Source organism: Mesorhizobium sp. P2_B11 (assembly GCF_056404855.1).
The window spans coordinates 432250-459138 of the sequence record NZ_JBFUDF010000003.1; the positions used below are offsets into that span (position 1 = coordinate 432250).

At 65.8% G+C, this 26889-nt stretch carries 26 protein-coding genes, 1 tRNA gene and 1 riboswitch; of the genes, 12 read left to right on the forward strand and 15 right to left on the reverse strand.

Annotation, left to right across the window (positions count from 1 at the left end):
* The first annotated feature begins 224 nt into the window (after window positions 1-224).
* A tRNA-Lys gene (locus AC1DYJ_RS10650) sits at window positions 225-300 on the forward strand.
* A 177-nt stretch (window positions 301-477) separates the two neighbouring features.
* Here the strand turns inward: AC1DYJ_RS10650 and cobT are convergent.
* Genes cobT through cbiE form a run of 7 tightly spaced genes read right to left on the reverse strand, consistent with a single transcriptional unit; the run spans window position 478 to window position 6763 of the window.
* Window positions 478-1488, reverse strand: coding sequence for a nicotinate-nucleotide--dimethylbenzimidazole phosphoribosyltransferase (gene cobT / locus AC1DYJ_RS10655; protein WP_477280588.1), 1011 nt, complete (start codon window positions 1486-1488; stop codon window positions 478-480).
* A 24-nt stretch (window positions 1489-1512) separates the two neighbouring features.
* A complete protein-coding gene (cobS, locus tag AC1DYJ_RS10660) occupies window positions 1513-2280 on the reverse strand; it encodes an adenosylcobinamide-GDP ribazoletransferase (RefSeq protein ID WP_477280589.1) in 768 nt (255 codons plus the stop codon).
* Window positions 2277-3590, reverse strand: a complete 1314-nt coding sequence (locus AC1DYJ_RS10665) for a cobyrinate a,c-diamide synthase (protein WP_477280590.1) — start codon at window positions 3588-3590, stop codon at window positions 2277-2279. Before AC1DYJ_RS10665 ends, cobS begins: the two co-directional genes overlap by 4 nt.
* The gene (gene cobA / locus AC1DYJ_RS10670; RefSeq protein ID WP_477280591.1) at window positions 3587-4393 is read right to left on the reverse strand and encodes a uroporphyrinogen-III C-methyltransferase; all 807 of its coding nucleotides are present in this window, start codon (window positions 4391-4393) and stop codon (window positions 3587-3589) included. The genes AC1DYJ_RS10665 and cobA overlap by 4 nt, the downstream gene beginning before the upstream one ends.
* On the reverse strand, window positions 4390-5154 hold the full coding sequence (gene cobM / locus AC1DYJ_RS10675; RefSeq protein ID WP_181055868.1) for a precorrin-4 C(11)-methyltransferase: 765 nt from the start codon (window positions 5152-5154) through the stop codon (window positions 4390-4392). The genes cobA and cobM overlap by 4 nt, the downstream gene beginning before the upstream one ends.
* Complete coding sequence (locus AC1DYJ_RS10680; RefSeq protein WP_477280592.1) at window positions 5151-5537, reverse strand: cobalamin biosynthesis protein; 387 nt, start codon at window positions 5535-5537, stop codon at window positions 5151-5153. Before AC1DYJ_RS10680 ends, cobM begins: the two co-directional genes overlap by 4 nt.
* Window positions 5534-6763, reverse strand: coding sequence for a precorrin-6y C5,15-methyltransferase (decarboxylating) subunit CbiE (gene cbiE / locus AC1DYJ_RS10685; protein WP_477280593.1), 1230 nt, complete (start codon window positions 6761-6763; stop codon window positions 5534-5536). Before cbiE ends, AC1DYJ_RS10680 begins: the two co-directional genes overlap by 4 nt.
* 1 nt (window position 6764) lies before the next feature.
* Here cbiE and AC1DYJ_RS10690 point away from each other — a divergent pair, with 1 nt between their 5' ends.
* Window positions 6765-7532 (forward strand): cobalt-precorrin-6A reductase, encoded by a 768-nt coding sequence (locus tag AC1DYJ_RS10690; protein ID WP_477280594.1) that lies wholly within the window; start codon window positions 6765-6767, stop codon window positions 7530-7532.
* Here the strand turns inward: AC1DYJ_RS10690 and AC1DYJ_RS10695 are convergent.
* The 8 genes from AC1DYJ_RS10695 to AC1DYJ_RS10730 form a co-directional block, all read right to left on the reverse strand.
* Window positions 7496-8260 carry a precorrin-3B C(17)-methyltransferase gene (locus tag AC1DYJ_RS10695; protein ID WP_477280595.1) on the reverse strand — a complete coding sequence of 255 codons (765 nt, stop codon included), beginning with the start codon at window positions 8258-8260 and terminating at the stop codon, window positions 7496-7498. The two genes, AC1DYJ_RS10690 and AC1DYJ_RS10695, sit on opposite strands and share 37 nt — an antisense overlap.
* On the reverse strand, window positions 8257-9015 hold the full coding sequence (locus tag AC1DYJ_RS10700; RefSeq protein WP_477280596.1) for a precorrin-2 C(20)-methyltransferase: 759 nt from the start codon (window positions 9013-9015) through the stop codon (window positions 8257-8259). The genes AC1DYJ_RS10695 and AC1DYJ_RS10700 overlap by 4 nt, the downstream gene beginning before the upstream one ends.
* Window positions 9012-9644 carry a precorrin-8X methylmutase gene (locus tag AC1DYJ_RS10705; RefSeq protein WP_477280597.1) on the reverse strand — a complete coding sequence of 211 codons (633 nt, stop codon included), beginning with the start codon at window positions 9642-9644 and terminating at the stop codon, window positions 9012-9014. Before AC1DYJ_RS10705 ends, AC1DYJ_RS10700 begins: the two co-directional genes overlap by 4 nt.
* Before the next feature lie 2 nt (window positions 9645-9646).
* Window positions 9647-11194 carry a precorrin-3B synthase gene (cobG, locus tag AC1DYJ_RS10710; RefSeq protein ID WP_477280598.1) on the reverse strand — a complete coding sequence of 516 codons (1548 nt, stop codon included), beginning with the start codon at window positions 11192-11194 and terminating at the stop codon, window positions 9647-9649.
* Window positions 11191-14643, reverse strand: a complete 3453-nt coding sequence (gene cobN / locus AC1DYJ_RS10715; protein ID WP_477280600.1) for a cobaltochelatase subunit CobN — start codon at window positions 14641-14643, stop codon at window positions 11191-11193. The genes cobG and cobN overlap by 4 nt, the downstream gene beginning before the upstream one ends.
* Before the next feature lie 19 nt (window positions 14644-14662).
* Entirely contained in the window at window positions 14663-15700 is a 1038-nt protein-coding gene (cobW, locus tag AC1DYJ_RS10720; RefSeq protein WP_477280602.1) for a cobalamin biosynthesis protein CobW, read from the reverse strand.
* Between the two features lie 2 nt (window positions 15701-15702).
* Entirely contained in the window at window positions 15703-16131 is a 429-nt protein-coding gene (locus tag AC1DYJ_RS10725) for a DUF1636 family protein (protein WP_477280604.1), read from the reverse strand.
* A gap of 39 nt (window positions 16132-16170) precedes the next feature.
* Window positions 16171-16375, reverse strand: a riboswitch (cobalamin riboswitch).
* Between the two features lie 29 nt (window positions 16376-16404).
* Window positions 16405-17604, reverse strand: a complete 1200-nt coding sequence (locus AC1DYJ_RS10730) for a winged helix-turn-helix domain-containing protein (RefSeq protein WP_477280606.1) — start codon at window positions 17602-17604, stop codon at window positions 16405-16407.
* A gap of 333 nt (window positions 17605-17937) precedes the next feature.
* On the opposite strand from AC1DYJ_RS10730, the gene AC1DYJ_RS10735 reads away from it, so the two are divergent.
* The 10 genes from AC1DYJ_RS10735 (at window position 17938) to nuoG (ending at window position 26887) form a co-directional block, all read left to right on the forward strand.
* Entirely contained in the window at window positions 17938-18303 is a 366-nt protein-coding gene (locus AC1DYJ_RS10735; RefSeq protein WP_112394699.1) for an NADH-quinone oxidoreductase subunit A, read from the forward strand.
* Complete coding sequence (locus AC1DYJ_RS10740) at window positions 18294-18875, forward strand: NADH-quinone oxidoreductase subunit B (protein WP_112394700.1); 582 nt, start codon at window positions 18294-18296, stop codon at window positions 18873-18875. Before AC1DYJ_RS10735 ends, AC1DYJ_RS10740 begins: the two co-directional genes overlap by 10 nt.
* 5 nt (window positions 18876-18880) lie before the next feature.
* A complete protein-coding gene (locus AC1DYJ_RS10745; RefSeq protein ID WP_477280608.1) occupies window positions 18881-19486 on the forward strand; it encodes an NADH-quinone oxidoreductase subunit C in 606 nt (201 codons plus the stop codon).
* 9 nt (window positions 19487-19495) lie between these two features.
* A complete protein-coding gene (locus tag AC1DYJ_RS10750; protein ID WP_477280610.1) occupies window positions 19496-20686 on the forward strand; it encodes an NADH-quinone oxidoreductase subunit D in 1191 nt (396 codons plus the stop codon).
* Window positions 20686-21090 carry a hypothetical protein gene (locus AC1DYJ_RS10755; RefSeq protein ID WP_477280612.1) on the forward strand — a complete coding sequence of 135 codons (405 nt, stop codon included), beginning with the start codon at window positions 20686-20688 and terminating at the stop codon, window positions 21088-21090. Before AC1DYJ_RS10750 ends, AC1DYJ_RS10755 begins: the two co-directional genes overlap by 1 nt.
* A gap of 22 nt (window positions 21091-21112) precedes the next feature.
* Window positions 21113-22432: an NADH-quinone oxidoreductase subunit E gene (locus AC1DYJ_RS10760; protein ID WP_477280614.1), complete on the forward strand. Its 1320-nt coding sequence runs from the start codon at window positions 21113-21115 to the stop codon at window positions 22430-22432.
* Window positions 22433-22443: 11 nt separating this feature from the next.
* The gene (gene nuoF, locus AC1DYJ_RS10765; protein WP_477280616.1) at window positions 22444-23748 is read left to right on the forward strand and encodes an NADH-quinone oxidoreductase subunit NuoF; all 1305 of its coding nucleotides are present in this window, start codon (window positions 22444-22446) and stop codon (window positions 23746-23748) included.
* Window positions 23749-23822: 74 nt separating this feature from the next.
* Window positions 23823-24515: an NADH-ubiquinone dehydrogenase gene (locus tag AC1DYJ_RS10770; protein ID WP_477280617.1), complete on the forward strand. Its 693-nt coding sequence runs from the start codon at window positions 23823-23825 to the stop codon at window positions 24513-24515.
* Between the two features lie 9 nt (window positions 24516-24524).
* A complete protein-coding gene (locus AC1DYJ_RS10775) occupies window positions 24525-24806 on the forward strand; it encodes a pentapeptide repeat-containing protein (RefSeq protein WP_477280619.1) in 282 nt (93 codons plus the stop codon).
* A complete protein-coding gene (gene nuoG / locus AC1DYJ_RS10780; protein WP_477426061.1) occupies window positions 24806-26887 on the forward strand; it encodes an NADH-quinone oxidoreductase subunit NuoG in 2082 nt (693 codons plus the stop codon). The genes AC1DYJ_RS10775 and nuoG overlap by 1 nt, the downstream gene beginning before the upstream one ends.
* Window positions 26888-26889 lie beyond the last annotated feature (2 nt).

The following is a 26889-nucleotide window of genomic DNA, read 5'->3' on the forward strand; positions in this document are numbered from 1 at the left end:
CAGAAGGAAGGCGGGACGACGAAGCTCCAATCTCCCCCCTTGAGGGGGAGATGCCCGGCAGGGCAGAGGGGGGTGCTGCCCCGTCAGGAGAACGAAAGGTTTCGCCGTGCGCAGCGGCCGAAAGCGAAGCGCGGAGCGATTTGTCGGGAAATGATTCCGGCAGGGCTGGACAGGACCGGTATCGGCGGCTATATGCCCGCCAACACCGGTTTTACCGGTCGAGTGGGTGCGTAGCTCAGTTGGTAGAGCAGCTGACTCTTAATCAGCGGGTCCACAGTTCAATCCTGTGCGCACCCACCAAATTTTCAAGAAAATTGGTGGAAAAGACCCTGAACGCGAGACGCGTTTGACGCGTAGCTGGCGCTGATCGCGGCGCGGGCCTGCGACGCCATTCTGGCTTCAGGCTAGCCAATTGGCGCCATTCCAGGCCATGCAAACAAAGCAGGCGGCCTGGATCTGGTTCCGCAAGGGCGAAGTCTACTTCTCCGAAACACCAGCCTCGGCAAAGCTAGCCATTCTGGCGTGACATTCCAGCGCCGAGCGGACGATGTTGACGGCGAGGCAGGCGCCGGAGCCTTCGCCGAGCCGCATGCCGAGGTCGAGCAGCGGCGGCAGGCCGAGCGCTTCGAGCAGGCGGCGGTGGCCGGATTCGGCCGAGACATGGGCGGCGATGGTGTGGGCGAGGCCGCTCGGATGCAGCCGCGCCAGAGGTGCTGCGGCCGCCGTGCAGACAAAACCGTCGAGCAGCACCGGGACGTTGTTGCGGCGCGCGGCAAGCGTGGCGCCGAGGATGGCGGCGAGTTCGCGTCCGCCCAGGGCGGCGGCGATCTTGAGCGGATCGGACAACGCGTCGGCATGGCGCTTGAGGCCGGCTTCGATGGCCGTCACCTTCCGCTTCAGCCCGGCATCGTCGACGCCGGTGCCGCGCCCGGTCCATTTTTCCGCGCCGCCGCCGAACAGGCCGGCGGAAATGGCGGCCGCCGGCGTGGTGTTGCCGATTCCCATTTCGCCGAAGCAGACGAGGTCGAGGTCTTTCGTCACCGCGTCATAGCCGGCGGAGACGGCGGCAAGAAAATCCTTTTCGTCCATCGCCGGGGTTTGTGTGAAGTCGCCTGTCGGGTGGTCGAGATCGAGCGGGATGACATCGAGTTCGGCGCCGGCGATGCGAGCGAGCTGGTTGATGGCGGCGCCGCCACCGGCGAAATTCGCGACCATCTGCACGGTGACTTCCGAGGGGAAGGCCGACACGCCTTGGGCGGTGACGCCATGATTGCCGGCGAAGACGAAGACTTTGACGCGGTCGAGCTTCGGCATGTCGCGGCCCTGCCAGCGCGCCAGCCAGGCGGCGATGGTCTCCAGCCGGCCAAGGCTGCCTTGCGGCTTGGTCAGCGTGTCCTGGCGGCGGGCGACGGCATTTGCTGCGGTATCGCTGCCGGTGGGCAGATCGAGGCAAGCGGCGCGCAGTTCATCGAACGATTTGAAGGGCATGGGGAAAAAACCTCCGGAAGGGATTCAGGTGAGGGATACGGATGCGACGAGCAGGACAGTGATCTCGCCAAGCTGCTGCAGGGCGCCGATCGTGTCGCCGGTCTGGCCGCCGATCTGGTTGAGGCAGAGCGCGCGCAAGGCGCTGAAGACGAGGGCAAGCAGGATGAGCGCGGCAAAGGCGCCGCCAAGCCCAAGCGCCAGCAGCGCGACCGCGCCGAGCACGGCGCCGAGAACAGCGGTTTCAACTGAGACGGTGCCTGCGCCGGCCGACAGCCCGTCGCTGCGCGCGGGTGGCGCCAGATGCATGAAGGCGCCGAGCAAGCCGCGCGATGCGGCATGGGCGGCTATCAGGGCGAAAAGAGCGCTTGTCGGATTGGCCAGTTGCGACAGCGCGCTCCAGCGGATGAGCAGCGACATGGCAAGGGTTGCGGCGCCGTAGGCGCCGATCCGGCTGTCGCGCATGATCTCCAGCTTTTTGTCGCGCGTCTTGCCGCCGCCAAAACCGTCGGCGACATCCGACAGCCCGTCCTCATGCAGGCAGCCGGTCACAAGCAGGGTTGCTGCAAGGGCAAGCGCCGCCGCCGGACCGGCGGCAAGGCCGAGCTTTACGCCTGCGGCGTAGACAACGGCTCCGACCACCGCCACGGCGAGGCCGGCTATCGGTGCGGCCCAGATCGCGTCGGCGAGGCTGCGGCCGCGAAAGTCGAAGACCGGCAGCGGCAGCCGGGTGAAGAAGACGAGGCTGAGCGCGATGTCGTCGAGCGCCTGCCGGGGCGAAGGCACAAAGGTCATGCGCCCCTCGCAATGGCATGGAAGAAGGTGCCGCTGACATGGCCGCGCCGGTAGCCGGAGGCGCCGAGCGGATTGCCCTGGCCGTCGGCGAGATCGGCCAGGGGCTCGTCATTTCCGGTCGCAATCATCTGCGCATAGTGGAATTCGTGGCCGCGGACCAGCGCGCCTTGCGCGCCCAGCGGACAGGCGGCGCGCAACGTTGCCTCGCGGTAGCCGAGGTTCATCTTGCGCTTGGCGAAGCTGGTGGAATGGCCGAGCAGACCGAGCATGGCATGCGCCTCGCCTGAGGCATCCTCCAGCGCTTCGCCCAGCACCATGAAGCCGCCGCACTCGCCATGGACCGGCTTTGTCTCGGCGAAACGCGCCATCCCTGCGCGGAAATTGGTCGCCGCCGCCAGGCGACCGGCGTGCAGCTCGGGATAGCCGCCGGGCAGCCAGCAGACATCGCAATCCTCAGACGGCGCTTCGTCGGCAAGTGGCGAGAACGGTACGATCTCCGCGCCCGCCTTGCGCCAGTAGGCGGCGACATGCGGATAGAGGAAGGTGAAGGCCGCGTCTTCGGCAAGTGCGATGCGCTGACCGGGTGGCGGCAAGGCATTTTCAAAACTGCCTGATGCCGGCGAAAACGGTGCAGCCAGCGCCATGATGGCATCGAGGTCGAGCGATTTCTCGACCATATCTGCCAAGCGGTCCAGATGCGCCATCAGGTCGGCATATTCGCCGGCCTGGACGAGGCCGAGATGGCGCTCTGGCAGGTTGAGCGAGGGATCGCGCAGGATGGCGCCGACGACCGGCAGCCCGAGCGCTTCGATGGCCTCGCTGCACAGTTTGCGATGGCGCTCGCTGCCGAGACGATTGAGCACGACGCCCGCCATGCGCACGTCCGGGTCGTAGGTGGCAAAGCCTTTGGCGACGGCAGCGGCCGTCGTCGACTGTCCCGAGACGTCGAGCACCAGAAGCACCGGCAGATGGTAGAGCCGCGCCAGGTCGGCGGCCGAGCCGGTGCGGCCTTGCCCGGCGGGGATGCCGTCGAACAGGCCCATGGCGCTTTCGAGGAAGATGAAATCGGCATCCTCAGTCGCGTTGCCGGCCAGCGCATTGAGCAAGTCGGGCGACATCGCCCAGCTGTCGAGATTGACGCCGGAGAGGCCAGTCGCCGCGGTGTGAAAACCGGGATCGATATAGTCGGGGCCGGATTTGGCGCCGCGCACCTTGATGCCGCGCCGGGCGAGCGCGCGCAAGATGCCGATGGTGACGCTGGTCTTGCCGGAGCCGGAGCGCGGCGCGCCGATGATGATGGCGCGGGTCATTGCTCGCCCGCCAATGCCGCGCGCATGGCGACAATGCCGCCGACGACGATGAGCGCCGGCGAGGCGAGCCCGGCAGCTGCTGCCGCCTCGGCAATGGTGGCGAGCGTGGCGACGACGGTGCGCTCCTGCGGCGTTGTCGCCGAAACGATAACGGCAGCCGGCGTCGACGGCGCCAGCCCGCCTTCGAGCAGCGACGCGGCGATGATGGGCAGATTGGCCATGCCCATATAGATCACCACTGGCTGGCCGGTGCGGGCGATTGCCGCCCAGTCGAGATCGTCGTCGGTGCCGGCAGCGTGGCCGGTCGCCAGGATCACCGCCTTGTTGATGCCGCGCATGGTGGCGGGAATGCTGGTGGCGGCCAGCGCGCTCAGCCCCGATGTCAGGCCAGGCAGAACGCGGAACGGTATGCCTTCCCGTGCCAGCGCTAGCGCTTCCTCGCCGCCACGCCCGAAAATATAGGGATCGCCGCCTTTCAGCCTGACGACACGGCGGCCGTCGCGCGCCAGCCGCACCAGCAAAGCTGTGATGTCGTCCTGCTTCATTGACGGCTTGCCGCCGCGTTTTCCCGCAAAGAACAGCTCGGCCTTGTCCGCGACAGCGACCACGTCGGGCGAGACCAGCGCGTCGTAGACCAGCGCATCGGCCTCGGCCAAAGCCGCCAGCACCTCCAGCGTCAGGCAGCCGGGGTCGCCGGGACCGGCGCCGGCCAGCCAGACATGGCCGGGCTCCAGCGAACGCGGCTTGAAGTTCAGTCGCGCAAGCGCCTGTTCGAGCGTGGTGTTTTTAGTCTTGCCGCTCACAATCCGTCCCGTCCGCGAAAACGCCGCTGGTAGTGGGCGTCGTACAATGAACTCTCGCCAAAGCCTTCCGCCGCCAGCGACGAGCCAACGAAGATGATCGCCGTGCGCTCCATCGGATCGGCGGCAAGCAGCGCCTCGATGGTGGCCAGCGTGCCGGTCAGCACGCGCTCGTCCGGCCACGAGGCGCGAAAGACGATCGCCACCGGGCAATCGCCACCATAGTGCGGCGTCAATTCGGCGACGACGCGGTCGATGGCGTGGATGGCGAGGTGAATGGCCAGCGTGGCGCCGGTGCGGCCGAAGCCTGCCAGCGTTTCGCCCGGCGGCATTTTGGAGGCGCGGCCGGAGACGCGGGTCAGCACCAGGCTTTGCGCGACCTCCGGAATAGTCAGTTCGCGGCGCAGCGCGGCAGCGGCTGCGGCGAAGGAAGGGACGCCCGGCGTCAGCGTGTAAGGAATGCCGTGCTTTTCCAGGCGGCGGATCTGCTCGGCCACCGCGCTCCACACCGACAGGTCGCCCGAATGCAGGCGCGCGACATCGTGGCCGGCCTTATGCGCCGCCACATATTCGGCCTCGATCTCATCGAGCGACATCGGTGCCGTGTCGATCAGCTTCGTCCCCGGCGCGCAGTGCTGCAACAATTCGGGCGCGACGATGGAGCCGGCATGCAGGCAGACCGGGCAGCTTGCGAGCAGCTTCGCGCCGCGCAGCGTGATGAGATCGGCGGCGCCCGGGCCGGCGCCAATGAAATGCACGGTCATGGCGCGTCTCCGCTGATGGCGATGGCGCAGGTGACCGGGCCGAGCACGGTGCGGGGGCCAAGTAGCTTTGCACCGGCGCCGGCGACGGCAATGGCGGAGGCTTCGGAGACCGATGGCGTGCCGGCGAGGTCTTGCGAAAGGCCGGAGTGGCTGAGTGTGTCTGGTGACGCGGCCTGAAGGTCTGCCTCATCGACGATGATAACGGGAAGGTTGAGCGTGCGGCCAGCGGCAGCGATCGCCTCTTCATCCTTCTTGAGCGCGGCAGTGGCCAGTGCCGACAGCGCCGTCATCGCCAGCCCGTGCGCTTCGAGCGCGGTTTCGATCGCCGCCAGCACATCTTCGACGCTGACGCCCTTTCGGCTGCCGATGCCCGCGACCATCATGGTTTTGTCCAGCTCCATTGGGTGACCGGCATGGCCGGCCGCCAGGCCTGCATCGATCCAACCGGGGAAACCCTAGAGATGGCGATGCGGGTGAGATCGCCGCCGCGTTTGGTATGCTCTGCCAGCAGCAGGGTTTCCATCTCCAGCGTGACGGCATTGGCGACCAGACGGCCGCCGGAACGCAGCGCCTTGATGGCGGCGTTCAGCACGCCTGCATCGCTGCCGCCCCCGCCGATGAAGATCGCGTCCGGCGTGGCCAGCCCGTTGAGCGCCTTGGGCGCTTTGCCTTCCACCACGGCAAGGCCAGGTACGCCGCAATGCGCCGCATTGCGGGCGATGCGGGCCGCGCGCTCGCTGTTGGCCTCGATGGCAATAGTGCGCATCGACGGGTGGGCGAGCATCCATTCGATGCCGATCGAGCCGGAACCGGCGCCGATATCCCACAGCAATTCGCCACGCCTCGGCGCCAGTGCGGCAAGCGTGATGGCGCGGATATCATGCTTGGTGATCTGGCCGTCATGCTCGAACAGATGATCGGCGCGGCCGACGGTCAGCGGCAGGATGCGGGCCTCCGGTGTCGATTCAAGTTCGAGCGCCAGCACGTTGAGCGGATTGATATCTCCGAGATCGAAGGCGTCGGCGCGGGCCGTGCGCTGTCTCTCGTTCGGTCCGCCCAGTGCTTCCAGGACCGTCAAGCGCGAGGCGCCGAAATCGAGCTCGGTAAGCAGGCGCGCGATTGCAGCGGGGGCGCCGCCGTCCGATGTCAGCGCCAGGATGCGTGCCTTGGGCTGCAGCAGCGGCCGGATCAGGTCGAGCGGCCTTCCATGCAGCGAGATGGTCTCGATGTCCTGCAGTGCCCATCCCAGGCGCGCGGCCGCCAGCGAAATCGCCGACGGCGCGGGGATGACCTGCATCTCCTCAGGCTTGACCTTGCGGGCGAGGGTAGCGCCGACGCCGTGGAAGAACGGATCGCCGGAGGCAAGCACGCAGACGCGCCGGCCGGCCAGTGTCAGCACATCGGCCATGCCGGCATCGAAGGGAACCGGCCAGGGACGTTGCTCGCCCTTGGAGAGAGAAGCCACCAGCGCCAGATGCCGCTTGCCGCCGAAGACGAATTCCGCCTCGGCGATCAGCCGCTTGGCCTCGTCGCCGAGACCCGCTAAACCGTCCTCGCCGATGCCGACGATGGAAAGCCATCTGGCGCCGCGCTTACCTTCAGCAGGCATGATGACCCACCGCGTTCTGATCCTCGGCGGCACCAGCGAAGCCCGGCACCTCTCGGGAAAGCTGGCCGCGCGTGCCGATCTGTCGCTCAATTTGTCGCTCGCCGGCCGCACCGAAAGCCCGGTCGCGCAAGGCGTGCCGGTGCGCAGCGGCGGCTTCGGCGGCGCCGAGGGGCTGGCCGCTTATCTCCGGGAGACGGGCACCGATCTGCTGATCGACGCCACGCATCCTTATGCCGCGCGAATCTCCGCCAATGCCGCGCAAGCCGCGCACCTGACCGGCGTGCCGATCCTGGCGCTGCGCCGTCCCGGCTGGGTGCCTGTCGAAGGCGACCGCTGGACGCTGGTGGATACGGTTGGCAATGCCGTGCAGGCGCTTGGAGAGGCGCCGCGCCGCGCTTTCCTGGCGCTCGGCCGTCAGGAGGTCGCGGCTTTCGAGGCAGCACCCCAGCACCATTATCTCATCCGCAGCGTCGATCCGGTCGAGCCGAAACTGGCGGTGCCGGATGCGACTTACCTTCTGGCGCGTGGACCCTTTCGCGAGGCGGATGAACGCGCGCTGCTTGTGGACCACCGCATCAATGTCGTTGTGTCCAAAAACAGCGGCGGCGAGGCGACCTATGGCAAGATCGCTGCAGCAAGGGCGCTCGGCATCGAGGTGGTGATGGTGCGCAGGCCCGTCCTGCCGGACGTGCCTTCGGCCGAAACCGTCGATGAGCTCGCCGCGCTGGTTGGTCATTTGCTCGACCCTGTCGCCGAACGCGGCGTATAGACCAGCGCCGGCTTGTCGCCGCGCTTGATGATGCGGGTTTCCGGCGAGCCGATGATGATGCAGGTCGCCATATCGGCCTTTTCGGCCTCGACCTCGGCCAGCAAAAACACCTCGATGCGCTCGTCCGGGCGGCCGGCGGCACGGCCGAAAATCACCGGCGTGGTGCCCGGCAGAATGGCGCGCAGGCATTCGAAGGCGCGGCCAAGCTGCCAGGGGCGCGCCTTGCTGATCGGGTTGTAGAGCGCAATGACGAAGCCGGCGCCGGCCGCTGCCAAAAGGCGCAGTTCGATCAGGTCCCAGGGTTTTAGATTGTCGGACAGCGAGATGGCGCAGAAATCATGGCCGAGCGGCGCGCCGATGCGGGCGGCAACCGCCAACATGGCAGTGACGCCGGGGACGACAGCGAGATCGACGGTGCGCCATTCGGCCGGGCCGGCCTCGATCGCCTCGCAGACCGCGGCCGCCATGGCAAACACGCCGGGATCGCCGCCTGAAACGACGGCGACGTCATGACCCTCGGCTGCTTTTATGAGCGCGTCCTTGGAGCGGGCGAGTTCCTCGCGATTGTCGGAGGCGACACGGGTCTGGTCCGGGCGCAAGTCGAGCCGGTCGAGATAGGGTTTGTAGCCATAGAAGAACTTTGCTTCGGCGACGGCATGGCTGGCTTGCGGCGTCACCTGGTCGGCATTACCGGGTCCGAGGCCGATGACGGTAAGGCGGCCGCTCATGGCTTGGCTCCCGAAGCGCCAGGCCGACCGGACCAGCCGGCGACCAGCACGATGGCGAAATAGGGCGCCTTGTCATCCGGCTTGTCGGCGAGCCGCATCGAGACACTGCCGGCCATGGTGCCGCGCTCGACATAGACGGCGCGGGCGAGTTTGCCGGTGGCCTCCAGCGCCCGCCTGATCTTGGGCAGGTTGCGGCCGACCTTCATGATGACGGCGGCATCGGTGTCGGCCAGCCGGCGGGTCAAGTCGAACTCGCTCATGGTGCCGGGCAGAACGGTCAGCACATCGTCGCCCTGGACGATCGGCACGCCGGTCTGAGACCAGCAACCCGACATGGCGGTGACGCCTGGGATGACTTCGGTCGGGAAGCGATGCGCGAGCCGCACATGCAGATGCATGTAGGAGCCGTAGAATAGCGGGTCGCCTTCCGACAGCACGGCCACCATGCGGCCGGCTTCGAGGTGTTCGGCGACTTGCTCTGCCGATTGCTCGTAGAAATCGGCGATCTGCGAGCGGTAGTCCTCGTGATCCTTGTCGATTTCAGTGGTGACGGGATAGAGCAGAGGCAGTTCCAGCATGTCCTGCCGGAAGCGCGCCTCGACGATGGCGCGGGCATTGCTGTTGTTGCCGCGCTTGGCGAAATAGGCGACGACATCGGCCTCGGCCAGGATGCGCGCGGCTTTCAACGTCAGCAGTTCAGGATCGCCGGGACCGGTGCCGACGCCGACAAGGCGACCTTTGGTAAGCGCGTTCACAGGCCCGGCCTCGCCAGCGAATTGAGCGCGGCGGCGGTCATGGCGCTGCCGCCCAGCCTGCCGCGCACGATGGCGTAGGGCACACCATAGGAATTCTCGGCCAGCGCATCCTTGGATTCGGCCGCACCGACGAAGCCGACCGGCATGCCGATGATCGCTGCCGGCTTCGGCGCGCCGTCGCGCAGTTTTTCGAGCAGATAAAACAGGGCCGTCGGCGCATTGCCGATGGCGACCACCGAACCAGCCATGCGCTCGCCCCACAGGTCGATGGCGGCTGCCGAGCGGGTGTTGCCGATCGCTTTGGCTATGTCGTGCGTGCGCGGGTCGCGCAAAGTGCAGATCACCTCATTGCCGGCCGGCAGGCGGGCGCGGGTGACGCCATGCGAGACCATTTCGGCGTCGCAGAAGATCGGTGCGCCGGCCGCGAGTGCCTTGCGCGCGGCAGCGACGAAATCGGGCGAGAACACAAAATGGCTTGATGCCTCGACCTGGCCACAGGCGTGGATCATGCGGATGGCGACATCGGCTTCGGGTTCCGAAAAGCGCGACAGGTCGGCCTCGGCGCGGATGATGGCGAAGGAGCGCTCGTAGATCGCGTTGCCGTCATGGATGTAGTCGTAGGCGGCCATGCTTATTCCTGTCGGTAGGTCTTGGCGATTGCCGCCGGCCCGAGCCTTGCCAGGCAAGCGGCGGCGGTTTCGCCTTGAAATCGTGCGCTGCGGATCGCTGCTGCGACGCGACCAATGCCGCGCGCGGCGTCATAGCCCGGCCTGTAGCCCGCAGGAAGGCCCTTTGCCGTCGCGTTCACGACAAGTCCGGCTCCGTTTTCGCCGCCGACGATTGTTAGCGCCGCCGGACCGGGATGTGCGCAGCCTTTGGCGCAACCGGAGATGTGCAAGGTGAAGTCGAGGATATCGGCGTTTTCGGCGGCGATTAGCTCGGCGATGTCGCGGGTGGCGATGTGGCCGGAGGCGCAGGCAGGCGTGCCGGGGCAGGCGGCGATGCGGGTGCGCGGGTCGGCGGCGGAGGTGACGAAGCCGAGGGTGGCGGCGGTGTGCTGGAGGGAGTGGTTGGCGGATTCGGGTTGGCCGAGAAAGAGGAGAGCGCGACCTGGGGCGAGGCGGATTTCGGTGGCGCTGAGGGAGAGGGCGGTTTGGATGAGGGCGATGAGCTTGTCGGCCGGCATGCTGCCATAGGGGAGGGCTATGCCGAGGGCGTGGCTGGTGTTCACGTCGAAGAGGCCAATCGGCGGGCGAGAGGGCTCTACGGCGCCCCCCTCTGTCCTGCCGGACCCAGCCCTTCGCTGTCGCTCCGGGCGTTCGTCGCTCGGAAAGCCAAGCAATTGGCTTTCCGTCCGCTTCGCGGACCACTCCTCACCCCCCACAAGGGGGGAGATCATGCTGTCGTCGGCGGTTTCGCCAATCTTCAACGTCGAAAGTGAAGAGCCGGCAGCAAAGCTGCTGATCTCCCCCCTCGTGGGGGAGATGTCCGGCAGGACAGAGGGGGGCGCGACAGAGTGCCAGCCTGCGAGAGAGGCCAATTGCCTCTCCGACAAATCCCTCGCATGGGCCTCCCGGCCTTTCTCCGCGACCATCCTGAGGGCAGCCACCACGATATCCCTCGCGGCATCGGCGTCGACCGTCGCGAGCGGCGTCGCGCTTTGGCCAGCGCCGCCAACTGACACATTCCAAACGACGCTAGCGCCGCCCCCCACCGCCTTCAGCCTGACATCAGCCGTCACCGCATCCATCGTCAGCTGCCCGCCGCCATCGACAACCACCGAAACCTTCGGCCCCAGCCTCGCCGTCAGCCCGGCCTCCTCAACCGCAACCCTGACCCGCTCAGCCAGCGGCCGGGGATCGGCGATCTCCCGCGGATCGATGCCCGCCAGCGGCCCGGTCTCGACCGGCACGCCGGTACGCACGGCAATGCCCAGCGCATCCACCTCTGCCGCGAGAAGCACCGCGCTTGCCGCCGTGAGCCCGCGTATCTGCAGGCTGCCACGCGCCGTCACCTCCATGATGCCGTTGCCGTGGCGCAAGGCGGATTCACAGAGTCCAATCAGAAGCTTGGGCGATAATCCTCCAGCAACCGGGTTGAGCCGCACCAGCAGGCCGTCACCGGTTTGCATCGGCGCCGACAGAGCCGGGCAGGCGCCGCGCCTTGAAAAGGCGTTCATGCCGCGACCCCGAGCGCCTCGGCCTCGGCGATGAGTGCTGCGAGATCATCGTCGATCGAATTGCGCAAGGGATGCCACAGCCCGCGCCTACGCGCCGACAGGAAGCGTTCGGCGATGACTTTGGCTGCGGCCGGGTTTTCGCGCAGGATGAAGGCGCGCACGTTGGGATCGCCGACATAGGCGTCATGCACGGCTTCGATCAGCGCGCCCGAAATGGCGTGCGTGGTTTCGGCAAAGCCGATGAGGCGGTCGACGGTCTCGGCGAATTCGGACGCGCCGCGCGGGCCGTGGCGCATCTGGCCGGCGATGAAACGGGTATTGACGGCGCGCGCCCGCACCACTCGCGAGACGGCCTCGCCGACCGAGCGCGGCTTCGGCCTTTGCGGATCGGTGGTGTCGAGCACGATGACGTCGGCGTTGCGCCCCAGCGCAGCAAGGGCCGCCGAAAAGCCGCCGATGAAGGCGACATCGGCCGAGCCCTCGAGAATGTCGCGGCCGGGGTCGTCGCCGGTATGGACGAGCAGGTCGGCCTCGGAGATGCGGGTCTCGAACGCGCCGGGGTAGGCGGTGCCTTCGCCCTCGGCGCCGCCATAGGCATGCGATGTCGCGTCGAGATAGGCGCGGCCGATCTCTTCGCGCGCGCCCCAGTCGCCGCTCGACAATAGGTCCTCTATGCCGGCGCCATAGGTGCCGGGCGAAGTGCCAAAGATGCGCGGGCTGATCTTGCCGTCGGCACGGGTCCGGGCCGCGAGCGGGTTTTCCGAATCGTCTTCGTCGCGGGCAGCAACGGCACTGGCGGCGGCGTCGAACAGCGCGATCTGGGTCGGGAACATGTCGCGGAACAGGCCTGATATGCGCCAGGTGACATCGACGCGCGGGCGGCCGAGGGTTGCCGGCGGCAGCACCTCGATGCCGGTGATGCGGCCGGTGGCAGAATCCCATTGCGGCCGGCAGCCCATCAGGGCCAGGCCTTGCGCGATCTCCTCGCCACCGGTGCGCAGGGAGGCCGAGCCCCAGAGATCGATGACCAGCGAGCGCGGCCAGTCGCCATGCGATTGCATGTAGCCGCGCACCACTTCCTCCGCTGCCGCCTTGCCGAGATCATAGGCGGTCGGCGTTGGCATGGTGCGCGGGTCGGAGGTGAAGAGGTTGCGGCCAGTGGGCAGCACGTCGGAGCGGCCACGCGCGGGCGCGCCGGCCGGACCGGCCTTGACGTGGCGGCCATCAAGCGCGGCAAGCAGTGCGGTCTTCTCGGCCTCGGCGCTTTGCCGGCGAATGGCATCTGGCTCGTCCTCGGGCGCGCGGCCATAGATGTGCAGGCCATCTTTGATGGCGAAGTCCTTGAGGTCGCAGAGCCAGGCGTCGATGCGGCGCAGCGCCTCATCGGGCGCGTCGGTTTTTGCGACGCCGGCTTCGGAGGCGAGGCCGGTCTTTTGCGCGGTGTCGACGATCAGTTTTGCGAGTCGGTCGCGGCGGCGGCGGTCGAGGCCGTCGGCCTGGGCGTATTCGTCGACAAGCCGTTCGAGTTTGTGCTGGTCTTCGTCCAGTCCAGCGCCGGTCAGCGGTGGCGGCAGATGGCCAAGGGTGACGGCAGAGATGCGCCGCTTGGCTTGGGCGGCTTCGCCCGGATTGGAAACGATGAAGGGATAGATGACGGGCAGTGGGCCGGTGACGATCTCGGGAAAGCAGGCTTGCGACAGCGCAACCGTCTTGCCCGGCAGCCATTCCAGCGTGCCGTGGGCGCCGACATGGATCAGCGCATGGATGCCAAGCGATTTGCGCAGCCACAGGCCGAAGGCGATCAGGTCGTGGCGGGGAGGGAGTGTGGGGTCGTGGTAATCGGCGCGACGGTCGGCCGAGCGGCCGCGATCGGGGGCTAGCGCGACGGTGATGTTGCCGAAGGTGGCGGCGCGGAAGGGGAAGTGTTCCTTACCCTCCCCCTTGTGGGGAGGGTGGCCCGCAGGGCCGGGCGGGGGTGGTGCACCGCTACCCCCACCCCGTTTCGCGCCATCCGCTTCGCGAATGTCGCGAACCGACCCTCCCCACAAGGGGGAGGGTGAAGGGGCTCCCCACGCGGCCTCTACTGCGGCAACAGCCTCAGCCGGCAAATCTTGAGAGAGGGCGGCATACTCCTCCACCCCCAGCCCTTCACCACCCCGCTCCAACGCATCCAGCAACCCGCGCGGCGTTTGTGGAATCCCTTCAACCGCATAGCCCTGCTCCTTGAGGTCATGCAGCATGGCCAGCACGCTGGACGGGACGTCGAGGCCGACCGCATAGCCGGTACGGCCAGGCGCGCTCGGATAGTCGGGAATCAAGATCGCCAGCTTGCGCGCCGCGCGTGGCGTCTCCTGCAGCTTGATGAACGCCGCCACGCGATCCGCCACCTGCGCGACGCGGTCCGGTTCCGGCCGGTTGGCGAAGGCGCGGTGGCCGAGCGCGGGGTCGGTTTCGCTTTCGCCCTTGAAGGAAATCGCGCCGGCGAGGATGCGGCCGTCGAGCTCGGGCAGCACGACATGCATGGCGAGGTCGGCTGGCGCCAAACCGCGCTGGTTGTTGTCCCAGACGTCGCGGCGGGTGGTGGCAACGATGACCTGGAAGACGGGCACGCCGGCGCGATCGAACAGGGTTTCGACGCCCGGTTCGGCGCCGGAGGCGAAAGCGGTCGCTGTGATGATGGCGGTGGGGTTCAGCGAGGCCAGCGCGGCTTCGACGAAGGCCAGCGATGTTGCGTCTTTGAGGCTGGAGACGAAGATGGGGATCGGGGCGATGCCACGCTGGCGGAGTGCTTCGACAAGCGCATCGATAGGCGCGACATCGGCGGCCAGCAGCATCGAGCGATAGAAAAGTATGGGCACGACCTTTCCCTCCCCCTCGAGCGGGAGGGGGACCACGCCGCGGCCTGGTTCGTAGTAGCCGGCTTTCGGTACCGCGACCGGCTCAGCCGCGGCCACATCGGCCCCGGCCAGACCCGCCAGCTTCTGCACCAGCGCGTTCATATTCTCCGGGCCACCCTCGCGGAAATAACCCAGCAGGGCGTCCAGCTCTTTGCGCGGCAGGGTCGAGGCTTCGATCAGCCTGAGATCCTCGTCGTGGCTTTCGCCGGGCAGCAGCGCCAGTTTGATGCCGCGCGCGCGGGCAGTCGCGGCAAGCTGGTCGCAGCCGTAGCGCCACCAGTCGTAGCCGCCGAGGATGCGCACCAAAATTACCTTGGCATGGCGGGCGACGCTGTCGACCCAGAGGTCGACGGACATGGGATGGCGGAGATCACGAAGTGCGGCCAGCCGCATCGAGGGCAGGCGGGCGGCATCCGCCTTCCAGGCCGCCGCCAGCCCGGCAAGATCGCTGTCGGTGAAGGACAGCGCCACGATATCCGCCGGCGTCTGCCTGAGATCAACCGGCTCGGCGAGGTCGTCGAGCGAGGCGGAGGTCGTGGTGAGGATGTGCATCGCGATCCGTGTCTGAAACTCAGCCGGCGAGTATACGCTCGATCGCCGGGCGGTTCAGCCCCTTCAGGCCAATGACGACGAGGCGCGAGCGGCGGTCGTCCTCAGCGGTCCAGGCGCGGTCATAGTAGTGGTTGACGCGCGGGCCGACGGCCTGCAGCAAAAGCCGCATCGGCTTGCCGCCGACATCGACGAAGCCTTTGACGCGCAACACGTTCTCTTCCTCGGCGACGGTGGCGACGCGCCTGGCCAGTTCGTCCGGGTTGGCGATCGAGGGGATGTCGACGATGAACGTGTCGAAATCGTCATGCTCGTGATCGAAGGCGCCGTCATGGTGCGACTTGCGGTTCTCGATGTCGTCCTCGACGGCGAGGCCGAGGCCAAGCAGGACAGAGGGATCGACCTTGCCGTGCGCCGTCGCCACAATCTTCACGGCGCGGGCGGAATGTTCGTTGATAATGGCGTTGGCGCGGGCCGTGCCGACCGAATCCATCAAATCGCTCTTCGACAGGATGATCAGGTCGGCGCAGGCGATCTGGTCCTCGAACACCTCCTCGACCGGGTCGTCGTGGTCCAGCGTCTCGTCCTGAACACGCTGCGCCTGCAAGGCGTCCATGTCGTTGGCGACGCGTCCCTCAGCCAGCGCCGGGCCGTCGACCACGGCGATCACGCCGTCAACCGTGACGCGGCTTTTCACGCTCGGCCACTGGAATGCCTGGACCAGCGGCTTGGGCAGGGCCAGGCCCGAGGTCTCGATCAGGATGTGGTCGACCCTTGGTGTCAGTGCGAGAATTTTGTCGAGCGCCGGCACGAAATCGTCGGCAACGGTGCAGCAGATGCAGCCATTGGCCAGTTCGACGATGTTTTCCTCCGGGCAGGTGTCGATGCCGCAGCCTTTCAGGATTTCACCGTCAATGCCGATGTCGCCGAACTCGTTGACGATGATGGCGATGCGCTTGCCGCCGGCGTTTTCCAGGAGATGGCGGACCAGCGTCGTCTTGCCGGCGCCGAGGAAGCCGGTAACGACGGTGCAGGGAACACGGGAAACGGATGCGGTCATGATCAGTCCTTCAGCATGTCGAGGGGCGGGATGCGGGCTACGAGGCCGCGCTTGAGGGAATCGGGCCGGCCGCGCCAGGGGATGAGGCCGTCGGTCGAGGTGGCGAAGAGCTTTGCGCCGGTGACGAGGTCGGCGCCGCTGGTTGGGGTCAGGTCGCCGAAGACATAGCTCCAGCAGCCGTCGCGCAGGATGGCGGCGCTGAGCCGGCGCTTGCAGTTGCCGAGGCATTCGACCGTGCGGACACGGATGTTGTCATCCGCTGCTGCGCGGCGCGTGTCGTCGGCCAGCAGTTCGCCGGCGCGGGGATGGGCGTCGGAGCCGGTCTCGTCGCGGCAGGAGGCACAGACGATGACCGTCACGCCAGCCAACGCGTCGCCATCGGCGGACGAAATATCCGCTGTGCCAGCCGAAAAACTGCTGTTCTGGTCCAAAAACCGGGCTCCTTGCCCGGAAACCCGCCAGGCGATCGGATACTTCTGTCGCAGACGGCAGGTCTCCTGGCTCGCGAGTCGTCGCCTTGGTTAGCCGCCTTCCCGGTGTTACCCAGTGGCATTCGGCCTTGGCTCGTCGCTTACAGTTGCGGGGACAGCCGCGGATTTGAGCTTTTCACCTCGCACCGCATTCCCTCTTAGCCCCTGCCGTTGCGGGCAAKGGACCGTCTGGAGCGGATTTAGGCTTTTGCGGGCAGCGGTGTCAACGCGCGGCTACGACATGGCGATGTCGGCCAGGGGCTGCCCCAGATCGCCGGCAGGCGTCACTTCCATGCGCTCAAGCCCAAGCCAGCCCTGCATCTGCTTCAGTTCCTCGAAGAGTTGCGCGGCAGTCTCCGGCGGAGCGCCGGGCTCGGCATAGGCGGCATGGACGCGCAGCACGCTGGCGGGACGGTCGGCCTTGAGGTCGACGCGCCCCACGATCCGGTCGCCGAGCAGGAAGGGCAGGACGTAATAGCCGTATTGGCGCTTGTCGGCCGGGGTGTAGATCTCGATGCGGTAGTGGAAGTCGAACAGCCGCTCCGAGCGCGAGCGCTCGAAGACGACGGGGTCGAATGGCGCCAGCAAGGCACGGGCTTCGATTTTTCGCGGCAGGCGCGCGTCCTTGTGGAGGTAAGCCGGCTTGTCCCAGCCTTCGACACGCACCGGCAGCAATTCGCCCAACTCGACCAGTTCCTCCAGCCGACCCTTCATGTCGGCCGGCGACAGGCGGAAATAGTCGCGCAAATCGCCTGAGGTCGCGATGCCATGGGCGCGGGCGGAAATGCGCAGCAATTCGCGGTGCGCGTCTTCGGCGGCCGGCACCGGCAGATCGAGGATCGCCTGCGGCAGCACGCGCTCGGGCAGGTCGTAGAAGCGCTCGAAGCCCCGCCGGTGCGCCGTGGTGATGCGGCCGGCCCAGAACAGCCATTCGAAGGCGTGCTTGGCATGGCTCCAGCCCCACCAGCCGCCCGAACCCTTCTGGCCCTCAAGTGCCGAAGCGGCGATCGGGCCGCGCTCGGCGACCGCGCGGTAGATCTCTTCGATATAGGCGGCGTGCTCGCGGCCCCATTTGGCGAGGCCCAGATACATTTCGTCGCCCTGTTCGGCGCGCTGCATGCGCCAGCGCATCAGCGGCCAGGTCTCGACCGGCAGGAAGGAGGCCTCATGCGCCCAGTATTCGAACACGGTGCGCTTGCGGGTGACGGCGGCATTGTCGAGCAAGGCCAGAGGATAGGGGCCAAGGCGCGAATAGAGCGGCATATAGTGGGCGCGCACCACCGCGCTGACGGAATCGATCTGCAGCAGGCCGGTGCGCGAGAGCACCCGGGCGAGGTGGCGGCGGTCGGGTGTGCCGCCCGGACGGGGATCGGTAAAACCCTGGGCAGCGAGCGCGATCCGCCTGGCCATGGCGAGCGATATTTTGTCCTTCATCAAGATGCCTTTGCCCTGGTCCTGTTCGCGTATTTTTAGCCGGTGATTCCGGCGATGCTAGCAGGCTTGTGGCGGGAGATATGTCAGGAGACAAAAGTGGAGTAAAAAGTGAAGGAAATCAAACAGGAGGGGATCGGACCAGTTTTTCCCGAACTGCCGACCAGCACCCGCTTTTGAACAAGGTTTGACTTGCTTCGCTCAAAGCCCTGCGCTAACCCTCGCCGCGTTGCAGCATAGGCACCTAAAACGGTTCAGCGGTTAAACTGTCACGCTTCCGCATTAGGGTTGGTTGCTGTAATCAAAGTGGATTGGCCGCCAACGGAAAGCCGCAGCATGAACGCACTGCTCAGTTCGTACCTGCCCATTGTTCTCTTCATCGCCGTGGCGGCGGTCGTCGGTCTGGCGCTCATCATCGCGCCGTTCCTGGTGGCCTACCGCAATCCCGACCCCGAAAAGCTCTCCGCCTATGAGTGCGGCTTCAACTCTTTCGACGATGCCCGCATGAAATTCGACATCCGCTTCTACCTGGTGTCGATCCTGTTCATCATTTTCGATCTTGAAGTGGCCTTCCTGTTTCCGTGGGCGGTGTCGTTCTCGAAGATCGGCATGCTCGGTTTCTGGTCGATGATGGTGTTTTTGGCGGTGCTGACCATCGGCTTTGCCTATGAATGGAAAAAAGGAGCGCTGGAATGGGATTGAACGACAGTTCCGGCACGCTCGTCGCGCCCAAGCCCAAGGGTATCATCGACCCCAATACCGGTCGCCCCATCGGTTCTGACGATCCGTTCTTCCTCGAGATCAACAATGAGCTCGCCGACAAGGGCTTTCTGGTCACCTCGACCGAGGCGCTGATCACCTGGGCCCGCAGCGGCTCGCTGATGTTCATGACCTTCGGTCTGGCCTGCTGCGCCGTCGAGATGATCCACACTTCGATGCCGCGCTACGATTCGGAGCGGTTCGGCGTTGCGCCGCGCGCGTCCCCGCGCCAGTCCGACATCATGATCGTGGCGGGAACGCTGACCAACAAGATGGCCCCGGCCTTGCGCAAGGTCTACGACCAGATGCCGGAGCCGCGCTACGTCATCTCGATGGGCTCCTGCGCCAATGGCGGCGGCTACTACCACTATTCCTATTCGGTGGTGCGCGGCTGCGACCGCATCGTCCCGGTCGACATCTACATACCCGGCTGTCCGCCGAGCGCCGAAGCGCTGCTCTACGGCATTCTTCTCCTGCAGAAGAAGATCCGCCGCACCGGCACCATCGAACGGTAGGCCCAATGAGTGCATCCCTGAGCGAACTGTCGACTTATCTCACTGAAAAGCTGACCGGCCGGATCGGCGAAGCGGTGTTCGCCTATGGCGAACTCACCGTCGCGGTCGAGCCGGGCAATCTGATCGAGGTGGTGACCTTCCTGCGCGACGATGCGCGCTGCCAGTTTATCTCTATCATCGACGTCTGTGGCGCCGACTATCCGTCGCGGATCAGGCGCTTCGATGTCGTCTATCACTTGCTGTCACCGAAGCAGAATGTGCGCATCCGCCTGAAAGTCCAGGCCGACGAGGAAACCATGGTGCCCTCGCTCACCGGCGTGTTTCCTGGCGCCGACTGGTTCGAGCGCGAGACCTACGATCTCTACGGCGTTTTGTTCTCCGGCCATCCCGATTTGCGGCGGATCCTGACCGACTACGGTTTCGAAGGCCATCCGCTGCGCAAGGATTTCCCGCTGACCGGTTTCGTCGAGGTGCGCTACGACGACGAGGCCAAGCGCGTCATCTACGAGCCGGTGGAGCTGAAGCAGGAATTCCGCAATTTCGATTTTCTCTCGCCATGGGAAGGGACGGACTACGTTCTGCCGGGCGACGAGAAAGCCAAGACGAATTGAGGCGCCAGAATGGCCGAAACCTCCGTCCGCAATTTTAACATCAACTTTGGACCTCAACACCCTGCAGCGCATGGCGTTTTGCGCCTGGTGCTTGAGCTGGACGGCGAGGTCGTGGATCGCGTCGATCCGCATATCGGTTTGCTGCACCGCGGCACCGAAAAGCTGATCGAGCACAAGACCTACCTGCAGGCGGTGCCCTATCTCGACCGGCTCGACTATTGCGCGCCGATGAACCAGGAGCATGCCTTTGCGCTCGCCACCGAGCGGCTGCTCGGCATCGAGGTGCCGAAGCGCGGCCAGCTGATCCGCGTGCTCTATTGCGAGATCGGCCGCATCATGTCGCACATCCTCAATGTGACGACGCAGGCGCTCGACATCGGCGCGCTGACGCCGCCGCTCTGGGGCTTCGTCGAACGCGAAAAGCTGATGGTGTTCTATGAGCGTGCCTCCGGCTCGCGCATGCATGCGGCCTATTTCCGGCCGGGCGGCGTGCACCAGGATCTGCCGCAGAAGCTGGTCGAGGACATCGGCAAGTGGATCGACCCGTTCCTGAAGTCGCTCGACGATCTCGACAGGCTGCTCACCGGCAACCGCATCTTCAAGCAGCGCAATGTCGATATCGGCACGGTGTCGCTGGCCGACGCCTGGGCCTGGGGTTTCTCCGGCGTCATGGTGCGCGGCTCGGGTGCTGCCTGGGATCTGCGCAAGTCGCAGCCCTATGAGTGCTATTCCGAGATGGATTTCGACATCCCGATCGGCAAGAACGGTGACTGCTACGACCGCTACCTCGTGCGCATGGAAGAAATGCGCCAGTCGGCCAAAATCATGCGCCAGTGCGTCGACCTTTTGCTCGGCAAGGAAAGCACCGGCCCGGTGTCGAACCTCGACGGCAAGGTGGTGCCGCCCAAGCGCCAGGCGATGAAGCGCTCGATGGAAGCGCTGATCCACCACTTCAAGCTCTACACCGAGGGCTACCGCGTGCCGGCCGGCGAGGTCTATGCCGCCGTCGAGGCGCCGAAGGGCGAGTTCGGCGTCTATCTCGTCTCCGACGGCACCAACAAGCCGTACCGCTGCAAGCTGCGCGCGCCCGGCTTCGCGCATCTGCAGGCCATGGACTTTTTGTGCCGCGGCCACATGCTGGCCGACGTCACCGCCGTGCTGGGTTCGCTCGATATCGTGTTTGGTGAGGTCGATCGGTGATGATGAGTATGGGCCGGTCATCAAAGGCGTTTCTCGCAGCGGCATGTCTTGCTGCTTCTGCTGAAGCGACGTCTGGAACGGCCGCTCGCGGACTTTCGTCCAGCGACCTTCTTAAAGAAGGGTTCAAGCTCGTCGCCGAAGGCGATCTGCTGACGGTGCGTGAAATTGGCGGGTTTCCGCTGCTAGACAGCGAGATTTTCGTATTGGGACCGCCGGCTGAACCTTGTCAGCGAAATGAGATATTCGTTGCTGAAGTGCCTAGCCAGCCGCGGCCCCGGTGCGGGGCTATCTGGTGGAATGACCGTTATGATGAGTACGTCCGTTTGAAGCGTGGGAATGAAGAGTTCGTATGCGTATTAGGGCAATCCGAGGATTGCTACCGCGCCTATCAATCAGCTCAGTAAGAAACATAAAAAGCGAAACTCCATGTCAGTCCGCCGTCTCGCAGAAGCCAGCGTCCAGCCAGCCTCCTTCGCCTTCAACCGGGCGAATGCGGCAGCGGCGAAGCAATGGATCAAGAAATATCCCAAGGGCCGCGAGCAGTCGGCGATCATTCCCTTGCTGATGATCGCGCAGGAGCAGGAAGGCTGGGTCACCAAGGCGGCGATCGAGACCATTTCGGACATGCTCGGCATGCCGCGCATCCGCGGTCTCGAGGTCGCGACCTTCTACACGCAGTACCAGCTGAACCCGGTCGGCACGCGCGCGCATATCCAGGTCTGCGGCACCACGCCGTGCATGCTGCGCGGCTCGGAAGCGCTGATGGATGTGTGCCGCTCGAAGATCCACCACGACCAGTTCCACACCAACGACAAGGGCACGCTGTCGTGGGAAGAGGTCGAATGCCTTGGAGCTTGCGTCAACGCGCCGATGGTCATGGTGTTCAAGGACACGTTCGAGGATCTGACGCCGGAACGGCTGGCCGAAATCATCGATCTCTACGATGCGGGCAAGGGTGCTACGGTCCCCACGGGTCCGCAGAACGGTAGAACCGGCTCCGAGCCGGCTCCCGGCCTGACGACGCTGAAGAGCGAAAAGGCGATCCTCAAGGCGACGCGCGACAAGGAAGCCAAGGCGGCGAGCAAGGCCGCCCAGGCGGCGCCTGCCGCTGCTGCAGCCGCCGCAGCGCCGGCGCCTGCAGCCCCGGCGGCGGCCGCTCCGGTTGCGCCATCCAATGCCGGCAAGCCGAAGACCGATGCGCCGGAAACCAGCCCGGCGCTGAAGTCGCCGTCCAAGGCGAAGGTTGCACCGGCGACGGAGAAGGCGGCAAGCGTTTCGGCGCCGCTGCATTCGGCCGCCAACGCCAACACGGCGGCACCTGAAGTCGAGAAAGTCGCCAAGCAGCGCAACGGCCCGAAGACCACGGCCGCGCCGGCAGCCGCGTTCACCGCGCCGGAAGCCAAGGCGCCAGTGGCCAAGGCTTCGACGGCAAAGCCTGCCGCCAAGCCAGCAAAACCCTCGCTCGAGGACAAGAACCGTCCGGCCGGCATCGACAGGCCGGCTGCGGTCGACGATCTCAAGCTGATCTCCGGCGTCGGCCCGAAGATCGAGACCACGCTGCATTCGCTGGGCATTTTCACCTTCGCGCAGGTGGCGTCCTGGAAGAAGGCCGAGCGCGAGTGGGTGGACGGCTATCTGTCCTTCCACGGCCGCATCGACCGCGACGACTGGGTCGCCCAAGCCAAGGCGCTCGCCAAGGGCGGTGTCGCCGAATACATCCGCGTCTTCGGCAAGAAGCCGGTCTGAGGGTAAGAAAAATGCTTCAGGACAAAGACCGCATCTTCAACAACATCTACGGCCTCTTCGACAAGTCGCTGGCCGGCGCGATGGCGCGCGGCGCCTGGGACAACACCCCCGGCATCATCGCCAAGGGGCGCGAATGGATCGTCAACGAGATGAAGGCGTCGGGCCTGCGCGGCCGTGGCGGCGCCGGCTTTCCGACCGGGCTGAAATGGTCGTTCATGCCCAAGCAGAGCGACGGAAGGCCGAGCTATCTCGTTGTCAACGCTGACGAATCCGAGCCCGGCACGTGCAAGGACCGCGACATTCTGCGCAACGATCCGCATACGCTGGTCGAGGGCTCGTTCATCGCCGGCTTCGCCATGGGCGCGATCGCCGCCTACATCTATGTGCGCGGCGAGTTCATCCGCGAGCGCGAGGCGCTGCAGCGTGCCATCGACGAGGCCTATGAGGCCAAGCTGATCGGCAAGAACAACACGTCGGGCTACGATTTCGACATCTACATGCACCATGGCGCCGGCGCCTACATCTGCGGCGAGGAGACTGCACTTCTCGAAAGCCTCGAGGGCAAGAAGGGCCAGCCGCGGCTGAAGCCGCCATTCCCGGCCAATGTCGGCTTGTACGGTTGTCCGACAACCGTCAACAATGTCGAATCGATCGCGGTGGCGCCGACCATTTTGCGTCGGGGTGCTGCCTGGTTCTCGTCCTTCGGCCGGCCCAACAATGTCGGCACCAAGCTGTTTTGCATCTCCGGGCACGTCAACAACCCGTGCACCGTCGAAGAGGCGATGTCGATCCCGTTCCGCGAGCTGATCGAGACGCATTGCGGCGGCATTCGCGGCGGCTGGGACAATCTGCTCGCGGTCATCCCGGGCGGCGCTTCGGTGCCGCTGGTGCCGGCCGAGCAGATCATCGACGCGCCGATGGATTTCGACGCACTGCGCGACCTCAAATCCGGCCTCGGTACGGCGGCTGTCATCGTCATGGACAAGTCGACGGATATCGTGAAGGCGATCGCCAGGCTGTCCTATTTCTACAAGCATGAAAGCTGCGGCCAGTGCACGCCGTGCCGCGAAGGCACCGGCTGGATGTGGCGGGTGATGGAGCGGCTGGTGCGCGGCGAGGCGCAGAAGCGTGAGATCGACATGCTGCTTGACGTCACCAAGCAGGTGGAAGGCCATACGATCTGCGCGCTGGGCGACGCGGCGGCATGGCCGATCCAGGGCCTGATGCGGCATTTCCGCGGCGAGGTGGAGCGGCGCATCGACGAGTTTTCCCGCAACGCGCACCGGGCCGAACCGGTGATGGTGGCGGCGGAATAGATTTGAAATACGGGCGCGAGCCCGGGACTGACATATCGGGGCGGGGCAGACGAAGAAACGACCAGGAGATTTCTATGGCGCCGTATTCGAACCCTTTGATGCCCAAATTGGACGAGCTTGAGAAAATGAACCGGGATTTGACCAGGATGATGCCGAAGGAGATGGCCAGCGCCGTCAACCTTCTCGCGCATCCTGTCGCCGGTGCCGCCGCCATGTCGGCGCTTGGCTTCGGCCTCGCCAACCACGCCTTTGGCGTCTGGCTCGGCGCATGGTCGGGGGCCGTCGAGACATCACAGCGGATTTTCCAGCCGATCATCGACGATTTCGATCAGCGCGCCGAGCGTTATTCTGAGACCGCCCCCGCCACCAAGGCGCGCGCGGCGACAAAAACCCTGATCGCCGAGGCGCAGACTTTTGCGCGAGATGTGACCGATATTGCCGCCCGCACGGCCGATGCCGAACCGGACAAGGCGGATCCTGTCGCAGAGGACGCGACGACGAGGCTGATGCCGGAGGATTTCAGGCAGCCCAAGACCATTGCACGTCCGTCCAAGCCCTCGGATCTCAAGGCGATAACGGGCATCGGGCCAAAGCTCGAAAAAGTGCTGAACGGCCTCGGCATCTGGACCTACGCCCAGATCGCCGCATGGACGCCGGAAGAGGTCGCCTGGGTCGAGGATTACCTGTCGCTCACGGGCCGTATCGGCCGCGACGAGTGGACCCGCCAGGCGGCGGCGCTGACGCTGGCCGCCAAGGCGAAGAGGTAGGGGGCAGGCATGGATGTCCACGACAGGAGCGAAGTTCTCGATGTGCGAAATGCCATCGTCAGCAACTCCAGATTTGACGACGTGAACCTGTCGAACACACAGTTTCGCAACGTCAACCTGTCGGCGGCCCTGGTGGAAGATGCGGATCTTTCGAACGCATCTTTCAACGACGTGAATATGAGCAACGTGAAGATAGAAAACGCTGAAGTCGCCGGCATGATGATCAATGGCATCAGGTTGAGCGATCTGTTTCAGGCATATGAGACGGCGAAGACCGCCGGGGGCAATTGATGGCAAAGCTCAAGGTCGACGGGAAAGAGATCACTGTACCCGACCACTACACGCTGCTGCAGGCGGCCGAGGACGCGGGCGCGGAAGTGCCGCGCTTCTGCTTCCATGAGCGGCTGTCGATCGCCGGCAATTGCCGCATGTGCCTGATCGAGGTGAAGGGCGGGCCGCCCAAGCCGCAGGCCTCCTGCGCCATGGGCGTGCGCGACCTGCGCCCCGGCCCGAACGGCGAACCGCCGGAAATCTTCACCAACACGCCGATGGTCAAGAAGGCCCGCGAAGGCGTGATGGAGTTCCTGCTGATCAACCATCCGCTGGATTGCCCGATCTGCGACCAGGGCGGCGAATGCGACCTGCAGGACCAGGCGATGGCCTTCGGCGTCGATTCCTCGCGCTACCACGAGAACAAGCGCGCGGTCGAAGACAAGTATATCGGCCCGCTGGTCAAGACGGTGATGAACCGCTGCATCCACTGCACGCGCTGCGTCCGCTTCACCACGGAAGTCGCCGGCATTTCCGAGCTTGGCCTGATCGGCCGCGGCGAGGACGCCGAGATCACCACCTATCTCGAAAGCGCGATGACCTCGGAGCTCCAGGGCAACGTCATCGACCTGTGCCCGGTCGGCGCGCTGACCTCGAAGCCCTTCGCCTTCCAGGCGCGGCCATGGGAGCTGACCAAGACAGAATCCATCGACGTGATGGACGCCGTCGGCTCGGCAATCCGCGTCGATAGCCGTGGCCGCGAAGTGATGCGCATCCTGCCGCGCGTCAACGAGGCGGTGAACGAGGAGTGGATCTCCGACAAGACCCGCTTCATCTGGGACGGCCTGCGCACGCAGCGCCTCGACCGCCCCTATGTGCGCAAGGACGGCAAACTGGCGCCGGCCAGCTGGGCCGAGGCGTTCGCCGCGATCAAGGATGCGGTGTCGAAGGCTGCGCCCGAGAAGATCGGCGCCATTGCCGGCGATCTGGCTGCCGTCGAAGAAATCTATGCGCTGAAGCAGCTTATGGCTGCGCTGGGCTCGAAGAACACCGATTGCCGTCAGGACGGTGCTGCCCTCGATCCGGCGCTCGGCCGCGCCAGCTATATCTTCAACCCGACCATCGAAGGCATCGAGCAGGCCGACGCGGTGCTGATCATCGGCGCCAATCCGCGCTTCGAAGCGTCGGTGCTCAACGCCCGCATCCGCAAGCGCTGGCGCGTCGGCAACCTGCCGGTCGGCGTCATCGGCGAGGTCGGCGACACGCGCTACGATTATGAGCAGCTCGGCGCCGGCCCGGAATCGCTGAAAGATTTGGCCGACGGCAATGGCAAGTTCTTCGAGGTGCTGAAGAAGGCGACGCATCCGCTGATCATTGTTGGTCAGGGCGCCCTCGCGCGCAGTGATGGCGCCGCCGTGCTCGGCCAGGCGGCAAAGCTCGCCGGCGCTGTGAATGCTGCCCGCGCCGACTGGAACGGCTTTGCCGTGCTGCACAACGCCGCAGCACGTGTCGGCGGCCTCGATGTCGGCTTCGTGCCGGGCCAGGGTGGCAAGAACGTCGCCGGAATGCTCGGCGAAAGCGATGTGCTGTTCCTGCTCGGCGCTGATGAGATCGACATGTCGAAGACCGGCGGCGCCTTCGTCGTCTATGTCGGCACGCATGGCGACGCCGGCGCGCACCGCGCCAATGTCATCCTGCCGGGCGCCGCCTACACCGAGAAGTCCGGCACCTACGTCAACACCGAAGGACGCGTGCAGCAGACCAACCGCGCCGGCTTCGCGCCGGGCGATGCGCGCGAGGACTGGGCGATCCTGCGGGCGCTGTCGGATGTGCTCGGCAAGAAGCTGCCGTTCGATTCGCTGCAGCAGCTGCGCGCCAAACTCTACGGCGAATACCCGCATCTCGCCCGCATCGACCAKGTCGMGGCCGGCAATGCCGAGGAYATCGCSAAGGTGGCGAAGCTCGGCGGGCGGCTGAACAAGGGCACTTTCACCTCGCCGGTCMMGGATTTCTAYCTGACCAACCCGATCGCGCGGGCCTCCGCYGTSATGGCGGAATGCTCGGCRCTGGCSAARARYGGCTTCARGCAGGCGGCRGAGTAGAC

Bases quoted from the DNA above. Each gene is read 5' to 3' on its own strand.
- cobT (WP_477280588.1), bottom strand. From the start codon at position 1,488: ATGCCCTTCAAATCGTTCGATGAACTGCGCGCCGCTTGCCTCGATCTG.
- cobS (WP_477280589.1), bottom strand. From the start codon at position 2,280: ATGACCTTTGTGCCTTCGCCCCGGCAGGCGCTCGACGACATCGCGCTC.
- AC1DYJ_RS10665 (WP_477280590.1), bottom strand. From the start codon at position 3,590: ATGACCCGCGCCATCATCATCGGCGCGCCGCGCTCCGGCTCCGGCAAG.
- cobM (WP_181055868.1), bottom strand. From the start codon at position 5,154: ATGACCGTGCATTTCATTGGCGCCGGCCCGGGCGCCGCCGATCTCATC.
- AC1DYJ_RS10680 (WP_477280592.1), bottom strand. From the start codon at position 5,537: ATGATGGTCGCGGGCATCGGCAGCCGAAAGGGCGTCAGCGTCGAAGAT.
- cbiE (WP_477280593.1), bottom strand. From the start codon at position 6,763: ATGCCTGCTGAAGGTAAGCGCGGCGCCAGATGGCTTTCCATCGTCGGC.
- AC1DYJ_RS10690 (WP_477280594.1), top strand. From the start codon at position 6,765: ATGACCCACCGCGTTCTGATCCTCGGCGGCACCAGCGAAGCCCGGCAC.
- AC1DYJ_RS10695 (WP_477280595.1), bottom strand. From the start codon at position 8,260: ATGAGCGGCCGCCTTACCGTCATCGGCCTCGGACCCGGTAATGCCGAC.
- AC1DYJ_RS10705 (WP_477280597.1), bottom strand. From the start codon at position 9,644: ATGGCCGCCTACGACTACATCCATGACGGCAACGCGATCTACGAGCGC.
- cobG (WP_477280598.1), bottom strand. From the start codon at position 11,194: ATGAACGCCTTTTCAAGGCGCGGCGCCTGCCCGGCTCTGTCGGCGCCG.
- cobN (WP_477280600.1), bottom strand. From the start codon at position 14,643: ATGCACATCCTCACCACGACCTCCGCCTCGCTCGACGACCTCGCCGAG.
- cobW (WP_477280602.1), bottom strand. From the start codon at position 15,700: ATGACCGCATCCGTTTCCCGTGTTCCCTGCACCGTCGTTACCGGCTTC.
- AC1DYJ_RS10730 (WP_477280606.1), bottom strand. From the start codon at position 17,604: ATGAAGGACAAAATATCGCTCGCCATGGCCAGGCGGATCGCGCTCGCT.
- AC1DYJ_RS10735 (WP_112394699.1), top strand. From the start codon at position 17,938: ATGAACGCACTGCTCAGTTCGTACCTGCCCATTGTTCTCTTCATCGCC.
- AC1DYJ_RS10740 (WP_112394700.1), top strand. From the start codon at position 18,294: ATGGGATTGAACGACAGTTCCGGCACGCTCGTCGCGCCCAAGCCCAAG.
- AC1DYJ_RS10745 (WP_477280608.1), top strand. From the start codon at position 18,881: ATGAGTGCATCCCTGAGCGAACTGTCGACTTATCTCACTGAAAAGCTG.
- AC1DYJ_RS10750 (WP_477280610.1), top strand. From the start codon at position 19,496: ATGGCCGAAACCTCCGTCCGCAATTTTAACATCAACTTTGGACCTCAA.
- AC1DYJ_RS10755 (WP_477280612.1), top strand. From the start codon at position 20,686: ATGATGAGTATGGGCCGGTCATCAAAGGCGTTTCTCGCAGCGGCATGT.
- AC1DYJ_RS10760 (WP_477280614.1), top strand. From the start codon at position 21,113: ATGTCAGTCCGCCGTCTCGCAGAAGCCAGCGTCCAGCCAGCCTCCTTC.
- nuoF (WP_477280616.1), top strand. From the start codon at position 22,444: ATGCTTCAGGACAAAGACCGCATCTTCAACAACATCTACGGCCTCTTC.
- AC1DYJ_RS10770 (WP_477280617.1), top strand. From the start codon at position 23,823: ATGGCGCCGTATTCGAACCCTTTGATGCCCAAATTGGACGAGCTTGAG.
- AC1DYJ_RS10775 (WP_477280619.1), top strand. From the start codon at position 24,525: ATGGATGTCCACGACAGGAGCGAAGTTCTCGATGTGCGAAATGCCATC.